At 41.5% G+C, this 17,868-nt stretch carries 33 protein-coding genes and 1 tRNA gene; 33 read left to right on the top strand and 1 reads right to left on the bottom strand.

The annotated features are described in order from the left end of the window. The first annotated feature begins 138 nt into the window (after nucleotides 1-138). The 33 genes from ACVC7T_RS03840 (at nucleotide 139) to ACVC7T_RS03680 (ending at nucleotide 17,721) form a co-directional block, all read left to right on the top strand. Nucleotides 139-993, top strand: coding sequence for a recombinase RecT (locus ACVC7T_RS03840; protein WP_447262510.1), 855 nt, complete (start codon nucleotides 139-141; stop codon nucleotides 991-993). A 22-nt stretch (nucleotides 994-1,015) separates the two neighbouring features. Next, nucleotides 1,016-1,795: a PD-(D/E)XK nuclease-like domain-containing protein gene (locus tag ACVC7T_RS03835; protein WP_447262509.1), complete on the top strand. Its 780-nt coding sequence runs from the start codon at nucleotides 1,016-1,018 to the stop codon at nucleotides 1,793-1,795. Between the two features lie 140 nt (nucleotides 1,796-1,935). Beyond that, nucleotides 1,936-2,115: a hypothetical protein gene (locus ACVC7T_RS03830; RefSeq protein ID WP_447262508.1), complete on the top strand. Its 180-nt coding sequence runs from the start codon at nucleotides 1,936-1,938 to the stop codon at nucleotides 2,113-2,115. 55 nt (nucleotides 2,116-2,170) lie between these two features. Next, the gene (locus ACVC7T_RS03825; protein WP_447262507.1) at nucleotides 2,171-2,494 is read left to right on the top strand and encodes a hypothetical protein; all 324 of its coding nucleotides are present in this window, start codon (nucleotides 2,171-2,173) and stop codon (nucleotides 2,492-2,494) included. Continuing rightward, nucleotides 2,487-2,810 (top strand): MazG-like family protein, encoded by a 324-nt coding sequence (locus ACVC7T_RS03820; protein ID WP_447262506.1) that lies wholly within the window; start codon nucleotides 2,487-2,489, stop codon nucleotides 2,808-2,810. The genes ACVC7T_RS03825 and ACVC7T_RS03820 overlap by 8 nt, the downstream gene beginning before the upstream one ends. Before the next feature lie 12 nt (nucleotides 2,811-2,822). After that, nucleotides 2,823-3,068 (top strand): DUF3310 domain-containing protein, encoded by a 246-nt coding sequence (locus ACVC7T_RS03815; RefSeq protein ID WP_447262505.1) that lies wholly within the window; start codon nucleotides 2,823-2,825, stop codon nucleotides 3,066-3,068. After that, the gene (locus ACVC7T_RS03810; protein ID WP_447262504.1) at nucleotides 3,050-3,349 is read left to right on the top strand and encodes a DUF1372 family protein; all 300 of its coding nucleotides are present in this window, start codon (nucleotides 3,050-3,052) and stop codon (nucleotides 3,347-3,349) included. The genes ACVC7T_RS03815 and ACVC7T_RS03810 overlap by 19 nt, the downstream gene beginning before the upstream one ends. After that, entirely contained in the window at nucleotides 3,346-4,524 is a 1,179-nt protein-coding gene (locus ACVC7T_RS03805; protein ID WP_447262503.1) for a DNA cytosine methyltransferase, read from the top strand. The genes ACVC7T_RS03810 and ACVC7T_RS03805 overlap by 4 nt, the downstream gene beginning before the upstream one ends. Further along, complete coding sequence (locus ACVC7T_RS03800) at nucleotides 4,517-5,068, top strand: DUF1642 domain-containing protein (RefSeq protein ID WP_447262502.1); 552 nt, start codon at nucleotides 4,517-4,519, stop codon at nucleotides 5,066-5,068. The genes ACVC7T_RS03805 and ACVC7T_RS03800 overlap by 8 nt, the downstream gene beginning before the upstream one ends. Beyond that, nucleotides 5,068-5,295, top strand: a complete 228-nt coding sequence (locus ACVC7T_RS03795) for a hypothetical protein (RefSeq protein ID WP_447262501.1) — start codon at nucleotides 5,068-5,070, stop codon at nucleotides 5,293-5,295. The genes ACVC7T_RS03800 and ACVC7T_RS03795 overlap by 1 nt, the downstream gene beginning before the upstream one ends. Next, nucleotides 5,282-5,434 carry a hypothetical protein gene (locus tag ACVC7T_RS03790; RefSeq protein ID WP_447262500.1) on the top strand — a complete coding sequence of 51 codons (153 nt, stop codon included), beginning with the start codon at nucleotides 5,282-5,284 and terminating at the stop codon, nucleotides 5,432-5,434. The genes ACVC7T_RS03795 and ACVC7T_RS03790 overlap by 14 nt, the downstream gene beginning before the upstream one ends. A gap of 184 nt (nucleotides 5,435-5,618) precedes the next feature. Then, a complete protein-coding gene (locus ACVC7T_RS03785; protein ID WP_447262499.1) occupies nucleotides 5,619-5,804 on the top strand; it encodes a hypothetical protein in 186 nt (61 codons plus the stop codon). Nucleotides 5,805-5,807: 3 nt separating this feature from the next. Further along, on the top strand, nucleotides 5,808-6,053 hold the full coding sequence (locus ACVC7T_RS03780) for a hypothetical protein (protein WP_447262498.1): 246 nt from the start codon (nucleotides 5,808-5,810) through the stop codon (nucleotides 6,051-6,053). Further along, nucleotides 6,046-6,249, top strand: coding sequence for a hypothetical protein (locus tag ACVC7T_RS03775; protein ID WP_447262497.1), 204 nt, complete (start codon nucleotides 6,046-6,048; stop codon nucleotides 6,247-6,249). The genes ACVC7T_RS03780 and ACVC7T_RS03775 overlap by 8 nt, the downstream gene beginning before the upstream one ends. Beyond that, nucleotides 6,246-6,776, top strand: coding sequence for a helix-turn-helix transcriptional regulator (locus tag ACVC7T_RS03770; RefSeq protein ID WP_447262496.1), 531 nt, complete (start codon nucleotides 6,246-6,248; stop codon nucleotides 6,774-6,776). The genes ACVC7T_RS03775 and ACVC7T_RS03770 overlap by 4 nt, the downstream gene beginning before the upstream one ends. Nucleotides 6,777-6,847: 71 nt before the next feature. Then, a complete protein-coding gene (locus ACVC7T_RS03765) occupies nucleotides 6,848-7,288 on the top strand; it encodes an ArpU family phage packaging/lysis transcriptional regulator (RefSeq protein WP_447262495.1) in 441 nt (146 codons plus the stop codon). Nucleotides 7,289-7,426: 138 nt separating this feature from the next. Next, nucleotides 7,427-7,532, top strand: a tRNA-OTHER gene (locus tag ACVC7T_RS03760). Between the two features lie 75 nt (nucleotides 7,533-7,607). After that, nucleotides 7,608-8,486, top strand: coding sequence for a DNA adenine methylase (locus ACVC7T_RS03755; protein ID WP_447262494.1), 879 nt, complete (start codon nucleotides 7,608-7,610; stop codon nucleotides 8,484-8,486). 48 nt (nucleotides 8,487-8,534) lie between these two features. After that, on the top strand, nucleotides 8,535-8,912 hold the full coding sequence (locus tag ACVC7T_RS03750) for a phBC6A51 family helix-turn-helix protein (RefSeq protein WP_257117961.1): 378 nt from the start codon (nucleotides 8,535-8,537) through the stop codon (nucleotides 8,910-8,912). Further along, nucleotides 8,899-10,176, top strand: a complete 1,278-nt coding sequence (locus ACVC7T_RS03745) for a PBSX family phage terminase large subunit (protein WP_447262493.1) — start codon at nucleotides 8,899-8,901, stop codon at nucleotides 10,174-10,176. The genes ACVC7T_RS03750 and ACVC7T_RS03745 overlap by 14 nt, the downstream gene beginning before the upstream one ends. Then, on the top strand, nucleotides 10,176-11,570 hold the full coding sequence (locus tag ACVC7T_RS03740; RefSeq protein WP_447262492.1) for a phage portal protein: 1,395 nt from the start codon (nucleotides 10,176-10,178) through the stop codon (nucleotides 11,568-11,570). The genes ACVC7T_RS03745 and ACVC7T_RS03740 overlap by 1 nt, the downstream gene beginning before the upstream one ends. After that, complete coding sequence (locus tag ACVC7T_RS03735) at nucleotides 11,560-12,981, top strand: minor capsid protein (RefSeq protein WP_447262491.1); 1,422 nt, start codon at nucleotides 11,560-11,562, stop codon at nucleotides 12,979-12,981. The genes ACVC7T_RS03740 and ACVC7T_RS03735 overlap by 11 nt, the downstream gene beginning before the upstream one ends. Continuing rightward, nucleotides 12,981-13,217 (top strand): hypothetical protein, encoded by a 237-nt coding sequence (locus ACVC7T_RS03730; RefSeq protein WP_105137065.1) that lies wholly within the window; start codon nucleotides 12,981-12,983, stop codon nucleotides 13,215-13,217. Before ACVC7T_RS03735 ends, ACVC7T_RS03730 begins: the two co-directional genes overlap by 1 nt. Nucleotides 13,218-13,478: 261 nt before the next feature. Further along, entirely contained in the window at nucleotides 13,479-14,069 is a 591-nt protein-coding gene (locus ACVC7T_RS03725) for a DUF4355 domain-containing protein (RefSeq protein WP_447262490.1), read from the top strand. A 6-nt stretch (nucleotides 14,070-14,075) separates the two neighbouring features. Then, nucleotides 14,076-14,915: a N4-gp56 family major capsid protein gene (locus ACVC7T_RS03720; RefSeq protein ID WP_447262489.1), complete on the top strand. Its 840-nt coding sequence runs from the start codon at nucleotides 14,076-14,078 to the stop codon at nucleotides 14,913-14,915. Then, nucleotides 14,915-15,079 (top strand): Rho termination factor N-terminal domain-containing protein, encoded by a 165-nt coding sequence (locus ACVC7T_RS03715; protein WP_447262488.1) that lies wholly within the window; start codon nucleotides 14,915-14,917, stop codon nucleotides 15,077-15,079. Before ACVC7T_RS03720 ends, ACVC7T_RS03715 begins: the two co-directional genes overlap by 1 nt. Nucleotides 15,080-15,083: 4 nt before the next feature. Continuing rightward, complete coding sequence (locus ACVC7T_RS03710) at nucleotides 15,084-15,401, top strand: phage head-tail connector protein (RefSeq protein ID WP_447262487.1); 318 nt, start codon at nucleotides 15,084-15,086, stop codon at nucleotides 15,399-15,401. Beyond that, entirely contained in the window at nucleotides 15,398-15,703 is a 306-nt protein-coding gene (locus tag ACVC7T_RS03705) for a hypothetical protein (protein WP_105160793.1), read from the top strand. The genes ACVC7T_RS03710 and ACVC7T_RS03705 overlap by 4 nt, the downstream gene beginning before the upstream one ends. Then, nucleotides 15,696-16,070, top strand: coding sequence for an HK97-gp10 family putative phage morphogenesis protein (locus tag ACVC7T_RS03700; protein WP_238143443.1), 375 nt, complete (start codon nucleotides 15,696-15,698; stop codon nucleotides 16,068-16,070). The genes ACVC7T_RS03705 and ACVC7T_RS03700 overlap by 8 nt, the downstream gene beginning before the upstream one ends. After that, nucleotides 16,067-16,456: a phage capsid protein gene (locus ACVC7T_RS03695; protein WP_447262486.1), complete on the top strand. Its 390-nt coding sequence runs from the start codon at nucleotides 16,067-16,069 to the stop codon at nucleotides 16,454-16,456. Before ACVC7T_RS03700 ends, ACVC7T_RS03695 begins: the two co-directional genes overlap by 4 nt. A gap of 8 nt (nucleotides 16,457-16,464) precedes the next feature. Beyond that, nucleotides 16,465-16,965, top strand: a complete 501-nt coding sequence (locus ACVC7T_RS03690; RefSeq protein ID WP_172094591.1) for a phage major tail protein, TP901-1 family — start codon at nucleotides 16,465-16,467, stop codon at nucleotides 16,963-16,965. A 49-nt stretch (nucleotides 16,966-17,014) separates the two neighbouring features. Next, nucleotides 17,015-17,368: a tail assembly chaperone gene (locus ACVC7T_RS03685; RefSeq protein WP_447262485.1), complete on the top strand. Its 354-nt coding sequence runs from the start codon at nucleotides 17,015-17,017 to the stop codon at nucleotides 17,366-17,368. 71 nt (nucleotides 17,369-17,439) lie between these two features. Continuing rightward, nucleotides 17,440-17,721: a hypothetical protein gene (locus tag ACVC7T_RS03680; RefSeq protein WP_105160797.1), complete on the top strand. Its 282-nt coding sequence runs from the start codon at nucleotides 17,440-17,442 to the stop codon at nucleotides 17,719-17,721. Between the two features lie 9 nt (nucleotides 17,722-17,730). Here ACVC7T_RS03680 and ACVC7T_RS03675 read toward each other — a convergent pair whose 3' ends face one another. Further along, nucleotides 17,731-17,865 (bottom strand): hypothetical protein, encoded by a 135-nt coding sequence (locus tag ACVC7T_RS03675; protein WP_447262484.1) that lies wholly within the window; start codon nucleotides 17,863-17,865, stop codon nucleotides 17,731-17,733. Nucleotides 17,866-17,868 lie beyond the last annotated feature (3 nt).

Raw genomic sequence — 17,868 nt, 5'->3', positions numbered from 1 at the left:
TGATTACGATACATGGTTAAGCACACCACCAGACCCACCAGTTAGCATCTGGGAGGTAGACGAAGACGAGGATAGCGCCTATGACGAATGGATAGATAATTTGTTGATGGGCTATGAGTAGTGAAAGGAGAAAAAACAATGACAACAAATCAATTAATGACACAGCATAGCAATTTCTTTAAATCTGAAGCAGTGCAACACAGGCTTCAGGAAGTAGTAGGTAAACGGTCAAACCAATTTGCAACTACCATGTTATCCATTCTGCGTGAGAATGACATGTTGGCTAAAGCAGATAGCAGCTCCGTAATGACTGCTGCACTCAAGGCAGTTTCTTTGAACTTACCCATTGAACCAAGTCTTGGTTTTGCCTATGTAGTACCTTTTAACAATCGCAAGAAACGAATTGTCGAAGCTCAATTCCAATTGGGTTACAAAGGTTTAATCCAACTAGCTATGAGAAGTGGTCAAATAACAAAACTGAATGCAGGTCCAATTTACGAAGGGCAATTTAAGTCATTTGATGAAGTTACTGAAGAACTTGACTACATCAAAGGTTACAAAAAGTCCGAAAAGGAAGGAGTAGCTGGATACTTTGCCTATTTCAGATTGTCTAACGGATTTGAAAAGCGGATTTTCTGGACGCTAGCCCAAGTGAAAGAACACGCTACAAGGTATAGTCAATCATATAAATTAGGTTACGGACCTTGGGTAGACAATTTTGATGCAATGGCAAGTAAAACTGTTCTCAAGAGCATTCTATCGACCTATGCGCCGTTATCTACAGAAATGCAAGAAGCGATGTCTGCCGATAACGATGATTTGAATTATAGTTCTAGCGAAATCAAAGATGCTGAACCGGTCAATACAGACCAACAGTTGCTTGATGATTTGATGAATGTAGACACTGAAACAGGTGAAATCTTGGATGAACCAAGCGAGCTGAAAGATAATGGAGAGCTGGACTTGAAGTATGAAGACCCTAACGCAAGATAATTACTATGATGACAAAGACTACATGTCAGTATCACGCTTTAAACAGTATCTTGAGTGCGAGGCGAAAGCCTTGGCGCTCGATTCTGGCAAGTGGATTGACGACCGTGACCAGAAGCCGTTGGTTTTTGGAAATTACGTCCATAGCTATTTTGAGAGCAAAGAGGCCCATGAGAAATTTTTAAAAGAGCATCAGTCGGATTTATTTTCTAGTCGTAAGCCGTATGGCCTGCTGGCTGATTACAAATTGGCAGATAAGGTTATCGCCACACTAGAAACTGATGAGCTGTTCAATAATCTTTACCACGGCCGAAAAGGAGACCAGGTAGAGAAAGAGATGATTGTAACTGGCGCAATTGCTGGTGTTCCGTTTAAGGGCAAAATCGACTCTATCAACCACACTAGGAATTACATGGTGGATTTGAAAACGATGAAGACCATTTACGGTGAAGAATGGTGTCAGGAACTGAAAAGGAAAGTGCCTGGAGCGATAGCGAACATAATCAATTACAATTACCACGTCCAAGGGGCTGTTTACCAGGAATTACTGAGACAAATGACAGGACGTTCATATAGGCCTCTAATCGTGGCTGTAAGCAAGGAAAACGAACCGGATAAGGAAATATTAGGCCTAGACGAAGAAACGCTCTCAGAGGGCTTAGAATACGTTTCAGAGCGTGTCGGTCATATATGGGATGTAGTAATTGGAAAAGTCGAACCGACTAAATGCGGTAAATGCAATTATTGCCGAAGTAAAAAGAAACTAAATCGCATAGTGTCGATTAGCGAATTATTGGAAATATAAATTAACGAGCTGGGCAACCTCGAAAAACTGCAACCTAGAAAGAAGCGTCAATTGGAAACAATCAGTTGACAGTTGGACGAAAGCGACTGCCCGTATTTAGCCATTCTCACACAAAGGCAGTCGCTTGATTTTAGTGAAGTATGTCTAATCCAGAAAAAGAATACGCTCTCTACAAAGGCGATGAGTTGTTGGCAATTGGCACAACGAAAGAATTAGCTGAACAATTCGGCGTGAAGGTATCGACGATACATTTTTACAAGTCGCCGACTTATACCAAGCGAACCAATGAGATGAAAGCGAGGCGATTAGTTGAAGTTTGAATTTATTTTGTCTAACACGAAGCGCAAAAAAGAGATGTTGAACGCTAATGACAGAATGAACTGGGCACAGAAGGCTAAAATCACCGCCTATCTTCGCCATATAGCGTTTTTAAAAGTCTCCGAGGGTAAATATACCCCTTACACAAAAAAACGCCCCTGTGGGCTTCTGGTGACGATTTACGCACCTACTAAAAGACGGATGGACCCACCGAATTTTTATCCTACTGTGAAAGTCTTGATTGACGGTATGACCGATGCTGGTATCTGGACAGATGATAACCATGAGGTGATTAAGTTTATGACGTTTGAGTATGGTGGTCTGAGTGGACTAAAAGATAAATACAGAATTGAAATTGAGGTAAAAGAAGTATATGAGTAATTTTGAAGAATTAAAAAACAACGTTGTCCTGTGGGCATTTAAGAGAGATTTGCATCAAGCAGACCCTAGAATCCAATGGATGCGAGTGACAGAAGAAGTCGGAGAAATCCGAGATGTGTTATTAAAACCAACCAAGTTTGAAGACCCGGAACAAGCGCTGAAAGATGCCTTGGGTGATTCCTTGGTCACACTGATTGTGTTGGCTACACAGCTTAATCTAGATTTGGTGGAGTGCCTAGAAGTTGCTTACGAAGAAATCAAAGACCGCAACGGTAAGATGGTCAACGGTTCCTACGTGAAGTCGGATGATTTGTGACGGAGGAAGTACATGAAACCATTCGATAACGTAACCAAACCAAAACATTACCAAGGTAAATATGGTTTAGAAGTAATTGATGTCATCAGGAATTTTATTGGCAATTTACGTGGTATGCAAGCTGCGTACTTCTTTAACACAGTGAAATACATCTTGCGGTTCCAATGGAAAAATGGTGTCGAGGACCTAAAGAAAGCTCAGCAGAATTTAGGTTGGCTAATTGAGGATTTGGAGGAGAAATGCGAAAAGAAGGATTAATAATGGGAGCACTAAGCTTTGCGTTGATTGTATCATTGATTGAAGTGCATAGCATGCGAAGCAAGATTGACGCCCTGGAATCCCGTGAGCCAGTCATTATCTACCAGGTAGACAACGCAGGCACGGAGATGTTTGGCCAGGTCACGGCTAAGGATGTGGTTGACGGTCATTACTATGTCGAGGTTAGGCCGTACGGTAAGTTTTTGGTGACCAGGGAACAGTACGACAGTATTAATATCGGCGATGATATGCCTGAGTATTTGAAAGGACGGAAACAATGAAATTTCTTGACCTATTTGCCGGCATAGGTGGTTTCCGTCTCGGTATGGAACGAGCCGGTCATGAATGTGTCGGTTTTTGCGAGATAGACCAATTTGCCAGAAAAAGCTACAAAGCAATACATGATACGGAAGGAGAATTTGAATTTCATGACATTACAAGAGTCACAGATGAGTCTGTTCGAGGAATTGGACGTGTGGACGTTATCTGTGGAGGATTTCCGTGCCAGGCTTTCAGCATTGCTGGAAAGCGAGCAGGATTTGAAGATACTAGAGGGACTTTATTCTTTGAGATTGCTAGGTTCGCATCTATTCTCCGACCTAAATATCTATTCCTTGAGAACGTTACAGGACTCCTCAATCACGACAACGGAAATACATTCGAGACTATCCTCGGAGCGTTGGATGAATTGGGGTATGATGCGGAATGGCAAGTGTTCAACAGCAAGAATTTTGGAGTCCCCCAAAACAGAGAGAGGGTGTTTATTATCGGACATCTTAGAGGAGCAGGTGGACGAGCGGTATTTCCTTTCGGAGGAGAAAACACGCAATCTGATTTTGAACCAAGAATAGAAGTAGTCGGTAGTACTCAAAGCGAGGATAGTCATAGTCTCGGGCAAAAAGAAATTGTCTATTCTCCGGATGGTGTTATGGGGTGCTTGACTGCAACAGATTACAAAGGACCTAAGCAAGTGGCCATCCCATTACTCACTCCAGATCGAATAAAAGTGGTTGGGGTCATTGAACCAAATTTTAACCAAAGTGGTTGCATATACGACCCAGAGGGAATCGCTCCAACCATCCGAACTATGCAAGGTGGTGGATTGGAACCGAAAATAGCTGTCAGAGAAGCAACTTCTAAAGGCTACTCTGAGGCGACCGTTGGCGATTCTATCAATCTGTCACATCCCAATTCTGCCACACGAAGAGGTAGAGTCGGAAAACAAGTAGCCAATACACTTTTGACAGGCGAAGAGCAAGGTGTGGTAACGCCGAATTTCCGCATCCGCAAACTGACACCTCGTGAGTGTTGGCGACTGCAAGGATTCCCAGATTGGGCGTTTGATAAAGCCCAAGCAGTAAACAGTAATAGCCAGCTATACAAGCAGGCCGGTAATTCGGTCACGGTTAATGTGATTGAAGCGATAGCAAGAAAATTGGAGGAAACAGATGAATAAGCAGGAAGCGATTGAAACAATCAAAAATATAGATACGTTAAACATTAACGATATGATAGCAGGTCAAAAAGTTGACATGGTTATTAAAAATCAGGTATTAGACCTCATCAACCAAATCGACGAACCACAGAAGGTTGTGGTGCCGAAGTTTGTGGCGGAGTGGATTGAGGAGTGTAAACGCTCTGGCTGGCACTTGCAAAAAGTTCTTTATAACCTGGATGATGATGAGAAGGTCGGTGATTGGGCATATGATGGGAATGATGACTTGATTCCTGAGAAGGTTGATATGATAGCCCGTGCCTGGCTGGACGGCTTTGAGATTGAACAGGAGAAGTTGTACACGGTGGAGATACCTGACCCAAATCGCTCAGATACTGTCACATTCTTGTATAAAGAAAATGGAAAGGTATTTATTGGAAATGATATCTTTTTGAATGAGATCCCCAACTATAAATGGAAAAAAGAACCAGATCATCAACTCACCGAATCCGAAATCAAAGAGGATTTTGAGTGGGCGTGGCAGTTTGCGAAAGAGGTGGAGTGATGAAAGGAAAAGTTACTGTAAGCTACCATTCTGAGGTCTGTAGAGTAAGGATTAACAAAGAATGGAGACAGGCTGAATTTCTTGGTATATTTCAATATACTGGCACAGATTTGCTCGGTCAACCATATGCAAGACCGGTTGCTGCAGTTAAAATCAACGGCAGGCTAGACTATGTTTCGCTTAGTGAGATAAAGTTTGATGTGGAGGTATTAAATGACAACGAATGAATTTTTAAACATGTCGGTAGCCGATGTCCTAAAAATAATCACAGAAAACGATAGTGATTATTTGGAAGCTAAAATTACCAAAGATGACGGCAGAGGGATTTTAGTTAAGGTAAGCTATGAGCCTGTGGAGGTGGAGTGATGGCGATACTTAGCACAGTTTATTGTCGTACATGTTGTTTTAAATACGAAACATACAATGTGATGTTTGAATATTCACGATGCCCGAGGTGTTTTGGAAAGAATTTAATATTTATAAAACAAAAGGGAGGCAGAAAATGATACCGAAGCTTAGAGTTTTGAAAAGCATGAAAGGAGCAGGCAATATGTCAACAATTAAAAAATGGGAAAAAATGACCCAAATCATCGGTCGCTTTAAAAGCGTAGATGATGCACGATATTTTTTGAACATGAAATCAAATGGAAATATTTCAATGTGTTTAGCTGGCAGAAGAAAATCTGTTAAGGGGTATCAATTCATCTACGAAAATCCAGATTTTAGAGAGGGGTAGGATATGCACATTTTAGATACTTGGATACCAGAAAATCCTCTTAAGCAGGAAATTAAGGATATCGACCGTATACCATTTGTAAAAATACTGCAGTGGGAGTATGAAGATTTAAAAAGACGCTCAAAAAGATTAGAAATCTTGGAGCGAGCGTTTCTTGAGTGTCGCAGGTCAGAGTTTGAAGAATTTAACGATTACCCGAATTGTTCGTTTGTTCCAGATAAAAAATCACAGGAGGTAAACAATGACTAAAAAACTAGGCGTGCTACTGGTCGATGTGCCAGAGCCGAAGCATTGGGAATATACATTTCTGATAACTGTATTAGGAAGATTTGCAATAATGGAATCGAGTGAGCTGTTTGATATTAATCTTTCTGCTTACAAATGCACCCAAGAAGAAGCAAAAAAATACCCACAATTCCGGTGGGTAGCCTTGGAGGACTTATGATTAAACGGCATAGTTTTAATAAATACGCACCAAAACCAGAGCCAGAACCGTATGCAGAAGGCACGGTTAAAGACCTACGGTTAAAACTTGGTATGACCCAGAAAGAACTTGGCGCAATAATTGGGTATTCGGTGACAACGATAATCAAATGGGAGCATTCTAACTCTGCACCGACCGAAGTTATGCATAAATTGCAGAAGTTATACGAAGACACTAAAGACTGCATCGTAGATGACGGCATAGATATCATCGAGAAAGTCAGTTACGTCAGACATCGTCTCGGATTGTCGTATGACAAGCTAGCGCAGTTAATAGGTGTTGGGTGCGGCAAGACTGTTAGAGCTTGGATGGATGGGGTGGAACCAAAATTGAAATATGTAGCGGAAATCAATCGCTTGTACTATGAATTAAAGGACCGACATAAACCAAAATCACAGAAGTACAGGCCGATTTTCTGTCAGCTAGACCCGCTGAACAAGACTTCGTGGAAAGCGGAAATTGAACGTCCAGTAATTGCGTGGAAATAAAAAAGCCAGCACACTTGTACTGACTCTGTGGATAAAATTCTAAAACTATTATATCACAAAGGAGTACGGCAGTGCGGTTATTTAAAGAAATAGATAAGTATTTTACGAAGAAGAACGCTTACGAAGTGCTAGAATTATACAGACGGTACGCCAGAATGGCCGGTGAGGAATACACACCAAAATTGACTGCCACGTACTCTTTTGAACCAAAATCAAGTGGATTTACTAACAAAACTACTGAAACCCAGGTCACGAATAGAGTTGCTGCGTGCGATGAGTTAGAAGAAATCACCAGAGCAATTAACAGAGTTATAGACCCGTACATTAGGCAGATACTGATTGAGAAGTATTGCAAGTGGCACATTAAACAAGATAAAGCTATCTATACCGATTTAGGATATTCTGAAAGCGAGTTTTATCGTATGCTCGAACGTGGAGCGATTGAGTTCGCCGAGAATTACCGTGGTGGTGAGTTACTGGTTTTTCGTAAATTTTTGGGAGATGTTTGCTAGTAACTTGCAAGTGAATGAGCGTTTTTATGTAGTAAAATAGTATTATCGGATACCGAGAAGAGATATGCATTTACATTTTGCAGTCATTATTAATTGACAACCAAGCTCCATATGAAATCGAACTCGGTATCTATTTCTGGGAACGTGAGCCAAGATTGGAAATTGGCAAGGGTAGCGCCCTGAGCAGGTCCGTGTGACGTCCACGGCGTAACGCTATGTGCAGGTTCGATTCCTGCTGTTCCCGTAGGTACAAAGTACCGAGACTTAATAACCTTAAAAGTAGACCGTAGTCTGCTTTTTTGTTTTGTTGGAGAAAAGAATGTTAATACTAGACGAAAAGAAAATCCGCAAAGGAAGACCGCTAGGGTTGCCTTACCAAGGGTCTAAAAAGAAAATCTCGAAGAAAATCATCGAGATTATCAAACAGAATTTTGGAACTGATAAAATGATATACGATGTTTTCGGTGGCGGTGGGGCTATCACAGCAGAGTGCTTGTTAAGTGGTTTAAACGTTCATTATAACGATTTAGATAAAGATGCGACAGATATGTTTGCTAAAGTCATTAGCGAAGATAGGAATTATATAAAGTCGTTACTCGTTAGTCGTGAAGAATTTCTAACGATACGCGATAAAGATGACAAAACAGTTGATGACAACCTGAAATTACTTGTAAATTCTTTTGGAAATAAAAGTAAAGACTACCTGTACGGAAAGGAACACGCCGACATTAAATATCGATTAGCGATCGAAATAATAAGAAAACACGATACTTTCTCTGGCTATAAACAGACGGATACGTGGCTGAACCAATATCGTGAGTTAGGACAGCTACAACAGTTAGGACAGCTACAACAGTTAGGACGATTACAACAGTTAGGACAGCTAGAACAGTTAGGACAGCTAGAACAGTTGCATATCACAAATTTAGATTATAGGGCATTCTCGGAAGTTGAGGGTGCTATTTTTTATCTGGACCCGCCATACGAGAACACGACTCACATAGGGTATAAGGGATGCTTCGACTCAATAGATTTTTATGATTGGGCTTTCGAAATGAGCAAAAAGAATAAAGTGTTGATTTCAAGCTATGAAATATCAGACGATAGATTCAAGTGTGTCTATGAGTTTAAAACAGCAAGAAGTACGATGCAAGGTGGAATCGGCGGTAAGTGTGAGAAATTATTTATGGTGAAATAGTCACACAATGAAGTGTGGTCTTTTTGTGTTTAGAGGAGGTGAACAATCTTGAGCAAAAACAAATATAAAATTTCTGATAAAAAACTAAATAAAGCCTTGGAACTACTGGCTTTAAAAGAAATGAGCGATTCTGCGATTGCTCAAGAAGTTGGTATATCAAGAAACACATTAAAGCGTATTAAAGATGATCCAGGACACCAAGAGTTATTTAAAAATGAATCCGAATCAAGCATCAAAATGGCTTCACAAAAAGCGGCTAACCGTTTGATTGGTTTGATTGATGCTAAAAGTGAACTAGTAGCATTGCAAGCAAGTCAGTTGGTTCTTGAATTGAGTGGAATTCAAGTAACTGATAAACAGGAAATCAGCATTGATGAGCCTATCGTGTTAGCAAATTCTTGGGTGGATAACAATGGTAACGGTTGATTTAGCAGATATTATCCCGGAAGGCTTTAAACCTGTAGTACAAGCAGCATGGAATCCACGTAAGTTGCATATCGCTTGTAAAGGTGGACGTGGTTCTGGTAAGTCGTCTAATGTGGCTTTTATTATCACACGGCTAATCACACAGTACCCTGTTAATGCGGTTTGCATTCGTAAGACTGATAATACCTTGGAGCAGTCAGTGTATGAGCAATTGAAATGGGCAATCTCTGAACAAGGGTTAGAACGATATTTTAAATTTAACAAATCGCCATTAAGAATAACGTACAAACCATGGGGGAACTACATTGTTTTCCGTGGCGCGCAGAATCCAGAACGGATTAAGTCATTAAAGGACAGCAAATTTCCATTCGCTATCGGTTGGATCGAGGAACTTGCCGAATTTAAAACCGAAGATGAAGTCAAGACCATCACTAACTCCCTCTTGCGTGGAGAGTTGGAAGAAGGTCTTTTTTATAAATTTTTTTACACATATAACCCACCAAAACGAAAGCAGTCATGGGTGAATAAGAAATATGAGAGTCAATTCCAACCTGAAAATACTTTTGTACACGCTTCAACTTATAAGGATAACCCGTTTATAGCTAAAGAGTTTATCGAAGAAGCCGAGGCGACCAGAGAGCGCTCTGAACGCAGGTATCGTTGGGAGTACCTTGGTGAAGCAATCGGTTCTGGAGTAGTTCCATTTGACAATCTACGTTTTGAGGAAATAACCGATGAACAGGTTGCTAGTTTTGACAATATTCGCAATGCAGTCGATTTCGGCTACGCTACTGACCCATTAGCTTTCGTGCGCTGGCATTATGACAAGAAAAAGAATGGTATTTATGCCATTGATGAGTTTTACGGTCAAAAAATTAGTAACCGACAACTTGCAAAATGGCTGAAAGACAAAGGATATTCAGACGATGTAATTTTTGCCGATTCTGCGGAACCGAAATCAATTGCGGAACTGAGAGATGATTTCGATATCCCACGTATCCGTGGTGTTAAAAAAGGTCCGGATTCAGTTGAATTTGGTGAACGTTGGCTTGATGATTTGGATTTTATTTGTATCGACCCGAAGCGAACACCGAACATTGCCAAAGAATTCGAAAACATCGACTACCAGGTAGACAGGGACGGAAACCCAAAAGCTAGATTGGAAGATAAGGATAATCACACGATTGACGGTACCAGATACGCATTTAGCGAAGATATGTATGATACTAAATCGCAAATCAAATTATTTAAGGGAGGTTTTTAATGTCGTTAGTAAGTTTAAACAAACGTAAGTTAATGACAACATCAGCGGAAGAAATTACGCCAGAGTTGGTGTCAGATGCTGTTGAATTGCATCGTTCAAAATTACTTAAGGACTATTTTGAAAATGAAGACATGTACATGTCTAATCATAGTATTTTAAAAGGTAGCCCTAAAGATCCGTGGAAACCAGATAATAGACTAGTCATCAATTATGCTAAATATATCGTGGACACATTCAGTGGTTATCAAATCGGAGTTCCAGTGAAAATTACTCACGAAGATGACGTTATAACAGATTTTATCAACAATTTCCGTAAATTGAATGACATGGAAGACAATGAGTTTGAGATGGCCAAAATTGCAGATATTTTTGGTCATGCTTTTCTATATGTCTATCAGGACGAAGAAGGAAATACGAGGACGACCTACAATAGCCCAGTAAATATGCTTATTGTTCATGATGATAGCATCCAAGAAAAGCCGTTGTTTGCTGTTCGGTACGCATTTGAAGAAGGTGCGGCAACTGGGTATGGGCAGGTTATCACTGCGTCGGAAATCGTTGACGCAACTTTTCAACAGGGAGGGGACGTCACGTTCGGAGAACGCACATCTCACATCTACGGCAGATTGCCAGTCGTTGAATTGGTTGAGAATGAGGAACGCCAAGGAATCTTTGACAGTGTTAAGACACTTATCAATGCTCTAAACAAGGCTGCAAGCGAGAAAGCTAATGATGTTGATTATTTTGCTGATGCTTATTTGAAGGTTGTGGGTGTTGAGTTAGATGGTGATATGGCTGGGCAGATTCGCGAAAATCGTATCTTTAACTTGTGGAAGAATGGTTCGGATGGTCCATTGCCCGACGTTGGATTCCTGGAAAAGCCAAACTCAGACACAACTCAAGAAAATCTAATTACTTTACTCAAAGAGTCTATCTTCGCAGTGTCCATGGTCGCGAATCTGTCTGAAGAAGATTTTGGAAATGCTTCAGGAACGGCTTTGGCTTTTAAATTACAAGCTATGGACAACCTTGCCAAGATGAAAGATAGGAAGATGCAGTCCGCTTTTAATCGTCTGTATGAGATTGTTTTCAACGTGCCAATGGCTAGTGTCTCAAGTGATGGCTGGACGGGTATCAAGTACCAATTCACAAGAAATGTTCCGCGCAACGTCCTTGAAGAAGCCCAAATTGTGGCCCAGCTTTCAGGTCAGGTTTCTAATGCTACTAAGCTATCTGTTCTGTCCATTGTGGATAGCCCACAAGATGAAATAGAGAAAATGGCCAAAGAGGAAGAGGATTCCAGCTTATTATCCAAACAAATCGCTATTAACGAGCGCATGACTGACAAGGACCTTCGCCCAGATAGTCAGATGGTGATAGCGGATGGCGAGTGATGATTGGAAAAAACGGATACAAGCTGAACAGCTAGCCAAAATGGAGCGTGGTGCGACGTTAGGCGAGGAGATGGATAGATTATACTCTTATCACTTTAACGAGCTAGAAAAGGAAATTAGAGCCTTTGAGCAACGGTACGCTGATAAGAATGGTTTATCCTTGGCTGAAGTGAAGGCTCGGGTTGATGACTTCGATGTCAAGGCTTTTGAGGAAAAGGCTAAACGGTACGTAGCTGAGAAGAATTTTTCGGCACGGGCAAATTCAGAGCTGGCTTTGTATAACTTGAAAATGAAGACCAATCGGCTAGCCTTGTTGCAATATAATCTAGATCTTGAATTGATTGCTTTGGCAGAAGACGAGCGAAATTTGACGGAACGTTTTTTGAATGATGAGTTTGTCAAAGCGATTGAAACGCAGTCTGGTCTACTTGGTCGGTCTGTTTTGTCAGCTAGTCAAATCGGTACTACGGCTCAGGCTATTTTAAATACTCCTTTCCATGGAGCTAATTGGTCGGATAATATCTGGAAAAGGCAAACTGCTTTGCGTGAAGTTGTTGCCCGAATGACAGAGCGATTGTTGTTGCAAGGCAAGAACCCGACTACCATGGTTGCCCAGCTTCGGAAGGAGTTCAATGTTACTGTTAGTGAAGCTAAGCGTTTGGCAGTCACAGAAGGTGCTCGAGTAGCTACTGAGGGACAGAAACAAGCCTATATCGCAAATGGTTATGATGAATATGAATTCATCGCAGAACCGTCAGCTTGTCCAAATTGTGCCAAGTTAGATGGAAAGATATTCAAAGTCAAGGACATGGAGCCTGGAGAGAATGCTCCTCCAATGCACCCTTGGTGCCATTGTTCGACAGGTGCGTATGTGGATGATAAAGCAGGCGGAAGTACGCTTGATGAGTATGAGCTTTGGAACAGTAATACACTTGAAAAGGATAAAGAAAAAGCGTATAATCAAGGTATGAAGAATAGTGGAGCAATCTACGGAGCTTGGAATGCCAAGAATGACCCTGATGAAATTCATCGGAAAAAACACGCTGAACTATACTATGAGTCAGTTCGAAATCGTAGTACAGTTCATGAAGTGGCTCGTATTGCAAAACATACAGGTTTTGCTGAGCGAGATGTGCAAGCTATTTATGACCACGTTTTTGAAAACTATTACGAACTAGAAGGTGGTTCCAAGCGTTTTGACCCTGATTATGACATGGCTCAATCTTGGGACAGGCTCTTTAGTGGTAAGGATATTCAAAAACACGATATTACCCTCCTTCATCATGAGTTGATGGAGAGCAAGCTTATGGCAGAGGGGATGAATTATGATACTGCTCATAAAATCACGCAGAAAAAGTATGACTACTTGAGTGAGCTGATTAAGTGGCAGATAGAGCGAGGTGATTTGTAATGATTAAACTGGAAAAAATCAAAAACTCTGGCAGTCAAGGTTACTTTTATCATCCAGAGAATACTGATGATGTTGGCATGATTGAAATTAAGGGTGATGAGGTCTTGATTGCTGTCCAGGCAAATCGAGACAAGGAACTTGGTGTACCTTATTATGCCAATAAGGCTCGGGCAGAGGTGCTACGCTTACTTAAAGCAGGCACCTTGGTTGATTCAAAAATTTTAGCCTGGTATTAAAAGATGAAGCACTCGTGAGGGTGCTTTTTTGTTGCAAAAAATAGAAAGGAGGTCGCTATGAACAGCTGACAAGGTTTCTAAGAAGCCTTGGTTTGGTCGTTAACAAGGAGGTGGTCATTCATCTTGACAGCAGGAAAAGACTGCAACTAATTGAATAACTTAACCGTATGGAATCCCATGCGGTTTTTATTTTGTCCAAACTTTGATGACATTAAAAGCTAAGGCTATCAGTCCACTCTGGACTTAAAAAGGAGGTGCCGTATGGCAGAAGATATTAAAGACACAGTAGTTGAAACCGAAAACGAGACAGTCGACACCTCAGAAACGGCTGAAGCTATTGTAAAAACATTCACACAGGAAGAGCTTGATGCTATCATCCAGAAGGAAAAAGGCAAAGCCAAACGTGCTGCTGAAAGGGAGTACCAAGCCAAGATGGACGAAGCTGAGAAGTTGCGTAAGATGAACGCTGAACAGAAGGCAGAGTATGAAGCTAAGAAACAGGCTGACTACATTGCTGAACTTGAAGCTAAAATCAACCGCAGCGGTCTCGAGAAAGAAGCGTCTAAAATGCTTTCTGAGAATGGTTTGGTCGCTGATGATAAAATCCTAGGCTTTGTCGTTAAAGACACCGCAGAAGCCACTCAAGAGGCCGTAGATAGCTTCTCTACTTTAGTGAATGACCTCGCTGACAAGAAAGTCAGCGAAATGCTTAAAGGTAAGACGCCTAAGAAAGTTGAGCAAACAACTTCGGCAGGTATTACAAAAGAGCAGTTTGATCGCATGGGTTACAAGAGCCGCAATGAACTGCTTCAGAGTGACCCAGAACTCTATAGACAATTAGTGAAAGGATAATAAAACATGACACAAACAAAAGTTGTAGATATGGTAAACCCTCAAGTTTTGAAAGATATCGTATCTGCCAAATTGCCAAAACTTATCAAATTCGCACCACTTGCCTACATCGAGCGTGAACTCGTAGGACAACCTGGTGATACAATCGATGTACCTCAATGGACTTACATTGGCGACGCTGTCGAAATCACAGAGGGCGAGCCTATCCCGCTTGATAAATTGGGTAGCAAGACAACTAAAATGACTATCAAACAGGCCGGAAAAGGGGTTGAAATTACAGATAAGGCTGTTTTGGTTGGTCTTGGTGACCCAATTGGAGAGGCAGGGCATCAAATTGCTCTTGCGATTGCAAATAAGATTGACAATGACTTTGTAGCAGTAGCAGCGACAGCGACACAGTACATTGCTGGTGCCCCAGTTTCGGTAGACAATATCGACGAAGCGCTCGCTGTCTTTGAAGACGAAGGCGAGGCGCGTTATGTAGCTCTTGTAAATCCGAAAGATGCAATCACTTTGCGGAAAGATGCAGGGAAGAACTGGCTCGCTGGTTCTGAGATTGGGGCAAACGCAATTATTTCCGGTACTTTTGGGGAGGTTTCAGGCGTCCAAATCGTGCGCACCAAGAAAGTTGCCCAAGGCAAAGGCTACCTTATCAAAATTTCGCCAGAAGATACAGAAAACGAACATGACCAACGTTATGGCGCTTTCGTTCTCAACTTGAAACGTGATATCGAAATCGAATCTGACCGTGATATCGTCAAGAAGACGACTGTTATCACTGGTGATGAATATTACGGTACTTACTTGTTTAACGACAACAAAGTTGTTAAGTTCGGAGGTGCGTGATGGGGATGTTGTTACGTCGTCATTACGAAGATAATAACCAGGCGAGTGAGCTAGATTTTTCGAAAATGAAGAAAAGCGAACTTATCGAGCTGGGAAGACAGAAAGGCCTGGAATTTTCTGATGACTTGAAAAAAGAAGATATCATCAAAGTATTGAAAGGGTAAGCTTATGCAGATTATTGAGCAAGTAAAGGCTCTGTTGGGGATTTCTGATAACTTGCAAGATGATCTTTTGGAAGTGATTCGGGAGCTGACGGAAGCTCATTTCATGGCTTATACCAATCAAGCATTTGTGCCTAGTTCTCTGGAATTCATCATCGTTGAAGTGATGGTGAAGCGGTTCAATAAGCTAGGTTCGGAAGGAATGAAGAGTCAAAAGGTCGAGGGATTGGCTGTTGATTTTGCCATAGATGATTTTCTGGAGTATGACAAGGTTATCAAACGTCATTTTTCAGATCAATATCAAGCGGGGTTTAAAATGCTATGAGATACGCAGACAGAATCCTCTTCGAGAAAGGGAGTAGTGAGTTCTATGATCCTGACCTTGGTGAGCATGTGACGAAGCCAGGCGAAGTGATTACTTTACCTTGCTTGATTATCGATTTAGGCATTGAGAAGTCTATACAGGTTTTTGGTGATTATCAAAAGGACAGAAAAGTCTGCTACTTGCAGAGAACGAGGCAGATTGACTTTGCATATTGTACCTACAATAATCAATATTACAAGGTCATCGCTGACAAACAGGATGGTCGTGTGTTGTATCTAGAAGGAGATAACAGCATTGGTTAAAGCGACGATGAAGTTTGTTGGGCTGGATAAACTAGGGCAGAAGCTGAAATCGATTCAAAAAATGGATGCAGTAAAGGACATTGTCCAAAAAAATGGCGCAAAATTACAACGAACGATTGTTAGAAAAGCTGTATTTCGTGGGCACTGGGAGGGAAAGAAATTTGTTAAACCGACTGGTGCTACGAGACGCTCGGTGCAGTTGTCCATTTCTGCAAATAAACTGACTGCGAAAGCTGGTCCGACCACTCATTATGCCGCCTACCTAGAAAAAGGTACGCGATATATGAGCGCTCAACCATTTGTTGGTCCAGCTTTTGACGAAGTAAAGAAAGACTTTGTCAAAGATCTAGAAAGGTTGGTTAAATGATTAAAACAAGAGACCAATCAATTTTCGATGAAATGTACAAACGGATTAGGAATCTCGGTTTTTCGGTCTATGACTATAAGCCGATGGACAGGGTGCCTTATCCATTTGTTGAGTTAGAATCAACGACTACGGACCATGTGCCAAATAAGACAGACATCAAGGGGTCTGTGACCTTACTTGTTAGCGTCTGGGGCTTGCAGAAGAAGCGCAAGCAGGTCTCTGATATAGCTGGGGCTATCTATCATGAAGCGCTAGGCGTTGAGGTAACAGACGGATATCGTTGGTCCTTACACATTGCACGATCGTCTATCGAGATGATGGACGATACTACTACGGTTGACCCGCTCAAACGGGCGAGGTTGACCCTTGTTTTTAATTTGAGATAGGAGTAATTATGCTAACAGCAAAAAAAGGTATTGATTCGATTTTGCTTTTTCGTGTTTTGAAAGAGCAGGCGAATAAGGCGGCTGCTAAGCTGGCTTTCCAAACAGAGCATAGCTCAGAAAAGAGCCGTGACACAAATACGTCACAAACTAAAGACGGGGTCTTGCAGACAATTGGTGGAATCGAAGTTACATTGTCCGCTACCTCTATCATGGCCGAAAACGACCCTTTGGTCGCAGAGCTGGAACAAGCCATGAACAATGGTGATTTGGTGGAAATTTGGGAAATCGAAAAAGGTGCTGCTAAGGTTGCTGAAAAATATCCAGCAACTTATTATCAAGGCTATATTACCTCATTCAACAAGACCAAGAATGCGGAAGATTTGGTTGAGCTTGAAATGGAATTTGGTATCAATGGTGTTGGTGCCTCAGGTAATGCCACTTTGACCGAAGAACAGGCTCAAGTGGTGCAGTACGTCTTTGAGGATACGACTGTAAAATCTAGTTCATAAGGTTGCGCCCGTTATTGGGCGCTTTATTTTTTAGCAAGGAGAAAAACACATGCAATTGGAAATCAAAGGAAAAACGTATCAAGTTAAGTTTGGCGTGAAGTTTGTAACGGAAATGGACAAGCGCCATGTCATGAAAGATGATCGTGGTGAATTCGGAATGGGTCTTGAAACAACGGCGCCACTCTTGTTGGCTCGTAAGATTACGACACTGGTTGAATATCTCCATGTTGGTACGATTACAGAGAAATCCCGTCCAAGTTTTGATGCGATTTGTGACTATTTGGATGAGGTTGAGGATATCGAGGCGGTATTCTTGGAAGTTGAGACAGAATTGGAACAGTCCAATGCGTCAAAGCTCTTTATCGGCAATCTCAAGCGCGAAATGGAGAAGGTCGAAGCCTAAAGCCGTTAAGCTCGGCTGAAACCTTTGAGCAAATTGTCATCAACTGCGTTCGCTTTCTTGGTATTACAGATATGGACGCTATCGGGCGAATGACTTTGTATGAGTATGACCTGCTTATGACAGGAAAGGCTCTACAAAGTATCGACACCATGCATAATCTTCATCAACAAGCTTGGCTCAATCGCCAAGTTAAGGCGACTAAGAAAAGGGGCAAGAATGAAGTCTATGTCTTTAAGAAATTTGAAGATTTCTTTGATCATGAAAAGGCTATCGAGAAGATTACTGGCAAGATGGATTTGGATGTGATACAGGATGACAAATTGTATAGCTTGCTGAAAAAAGCCAACGTTTAGAAAGGAGGGTTAAATGGCCGAATCATACTCAGTTGAAGCGGTATTATCAGCCGTTGATAAATCATTTACCTCAACATTAAATAAAGCCAATAAGGCAATCACCGGTCTAGACAAAGCGTCTAACTTTTTTAACTCAACAAGCAATAA

This window comes from Streptococcus sp. P25B114, assembly GCF_053010325.1.
The sequence above is the reverse complement of the archived record's forward strand: the minus strand, read 5'-3'. Positions and strand labels throughout refer to the sequence as shown.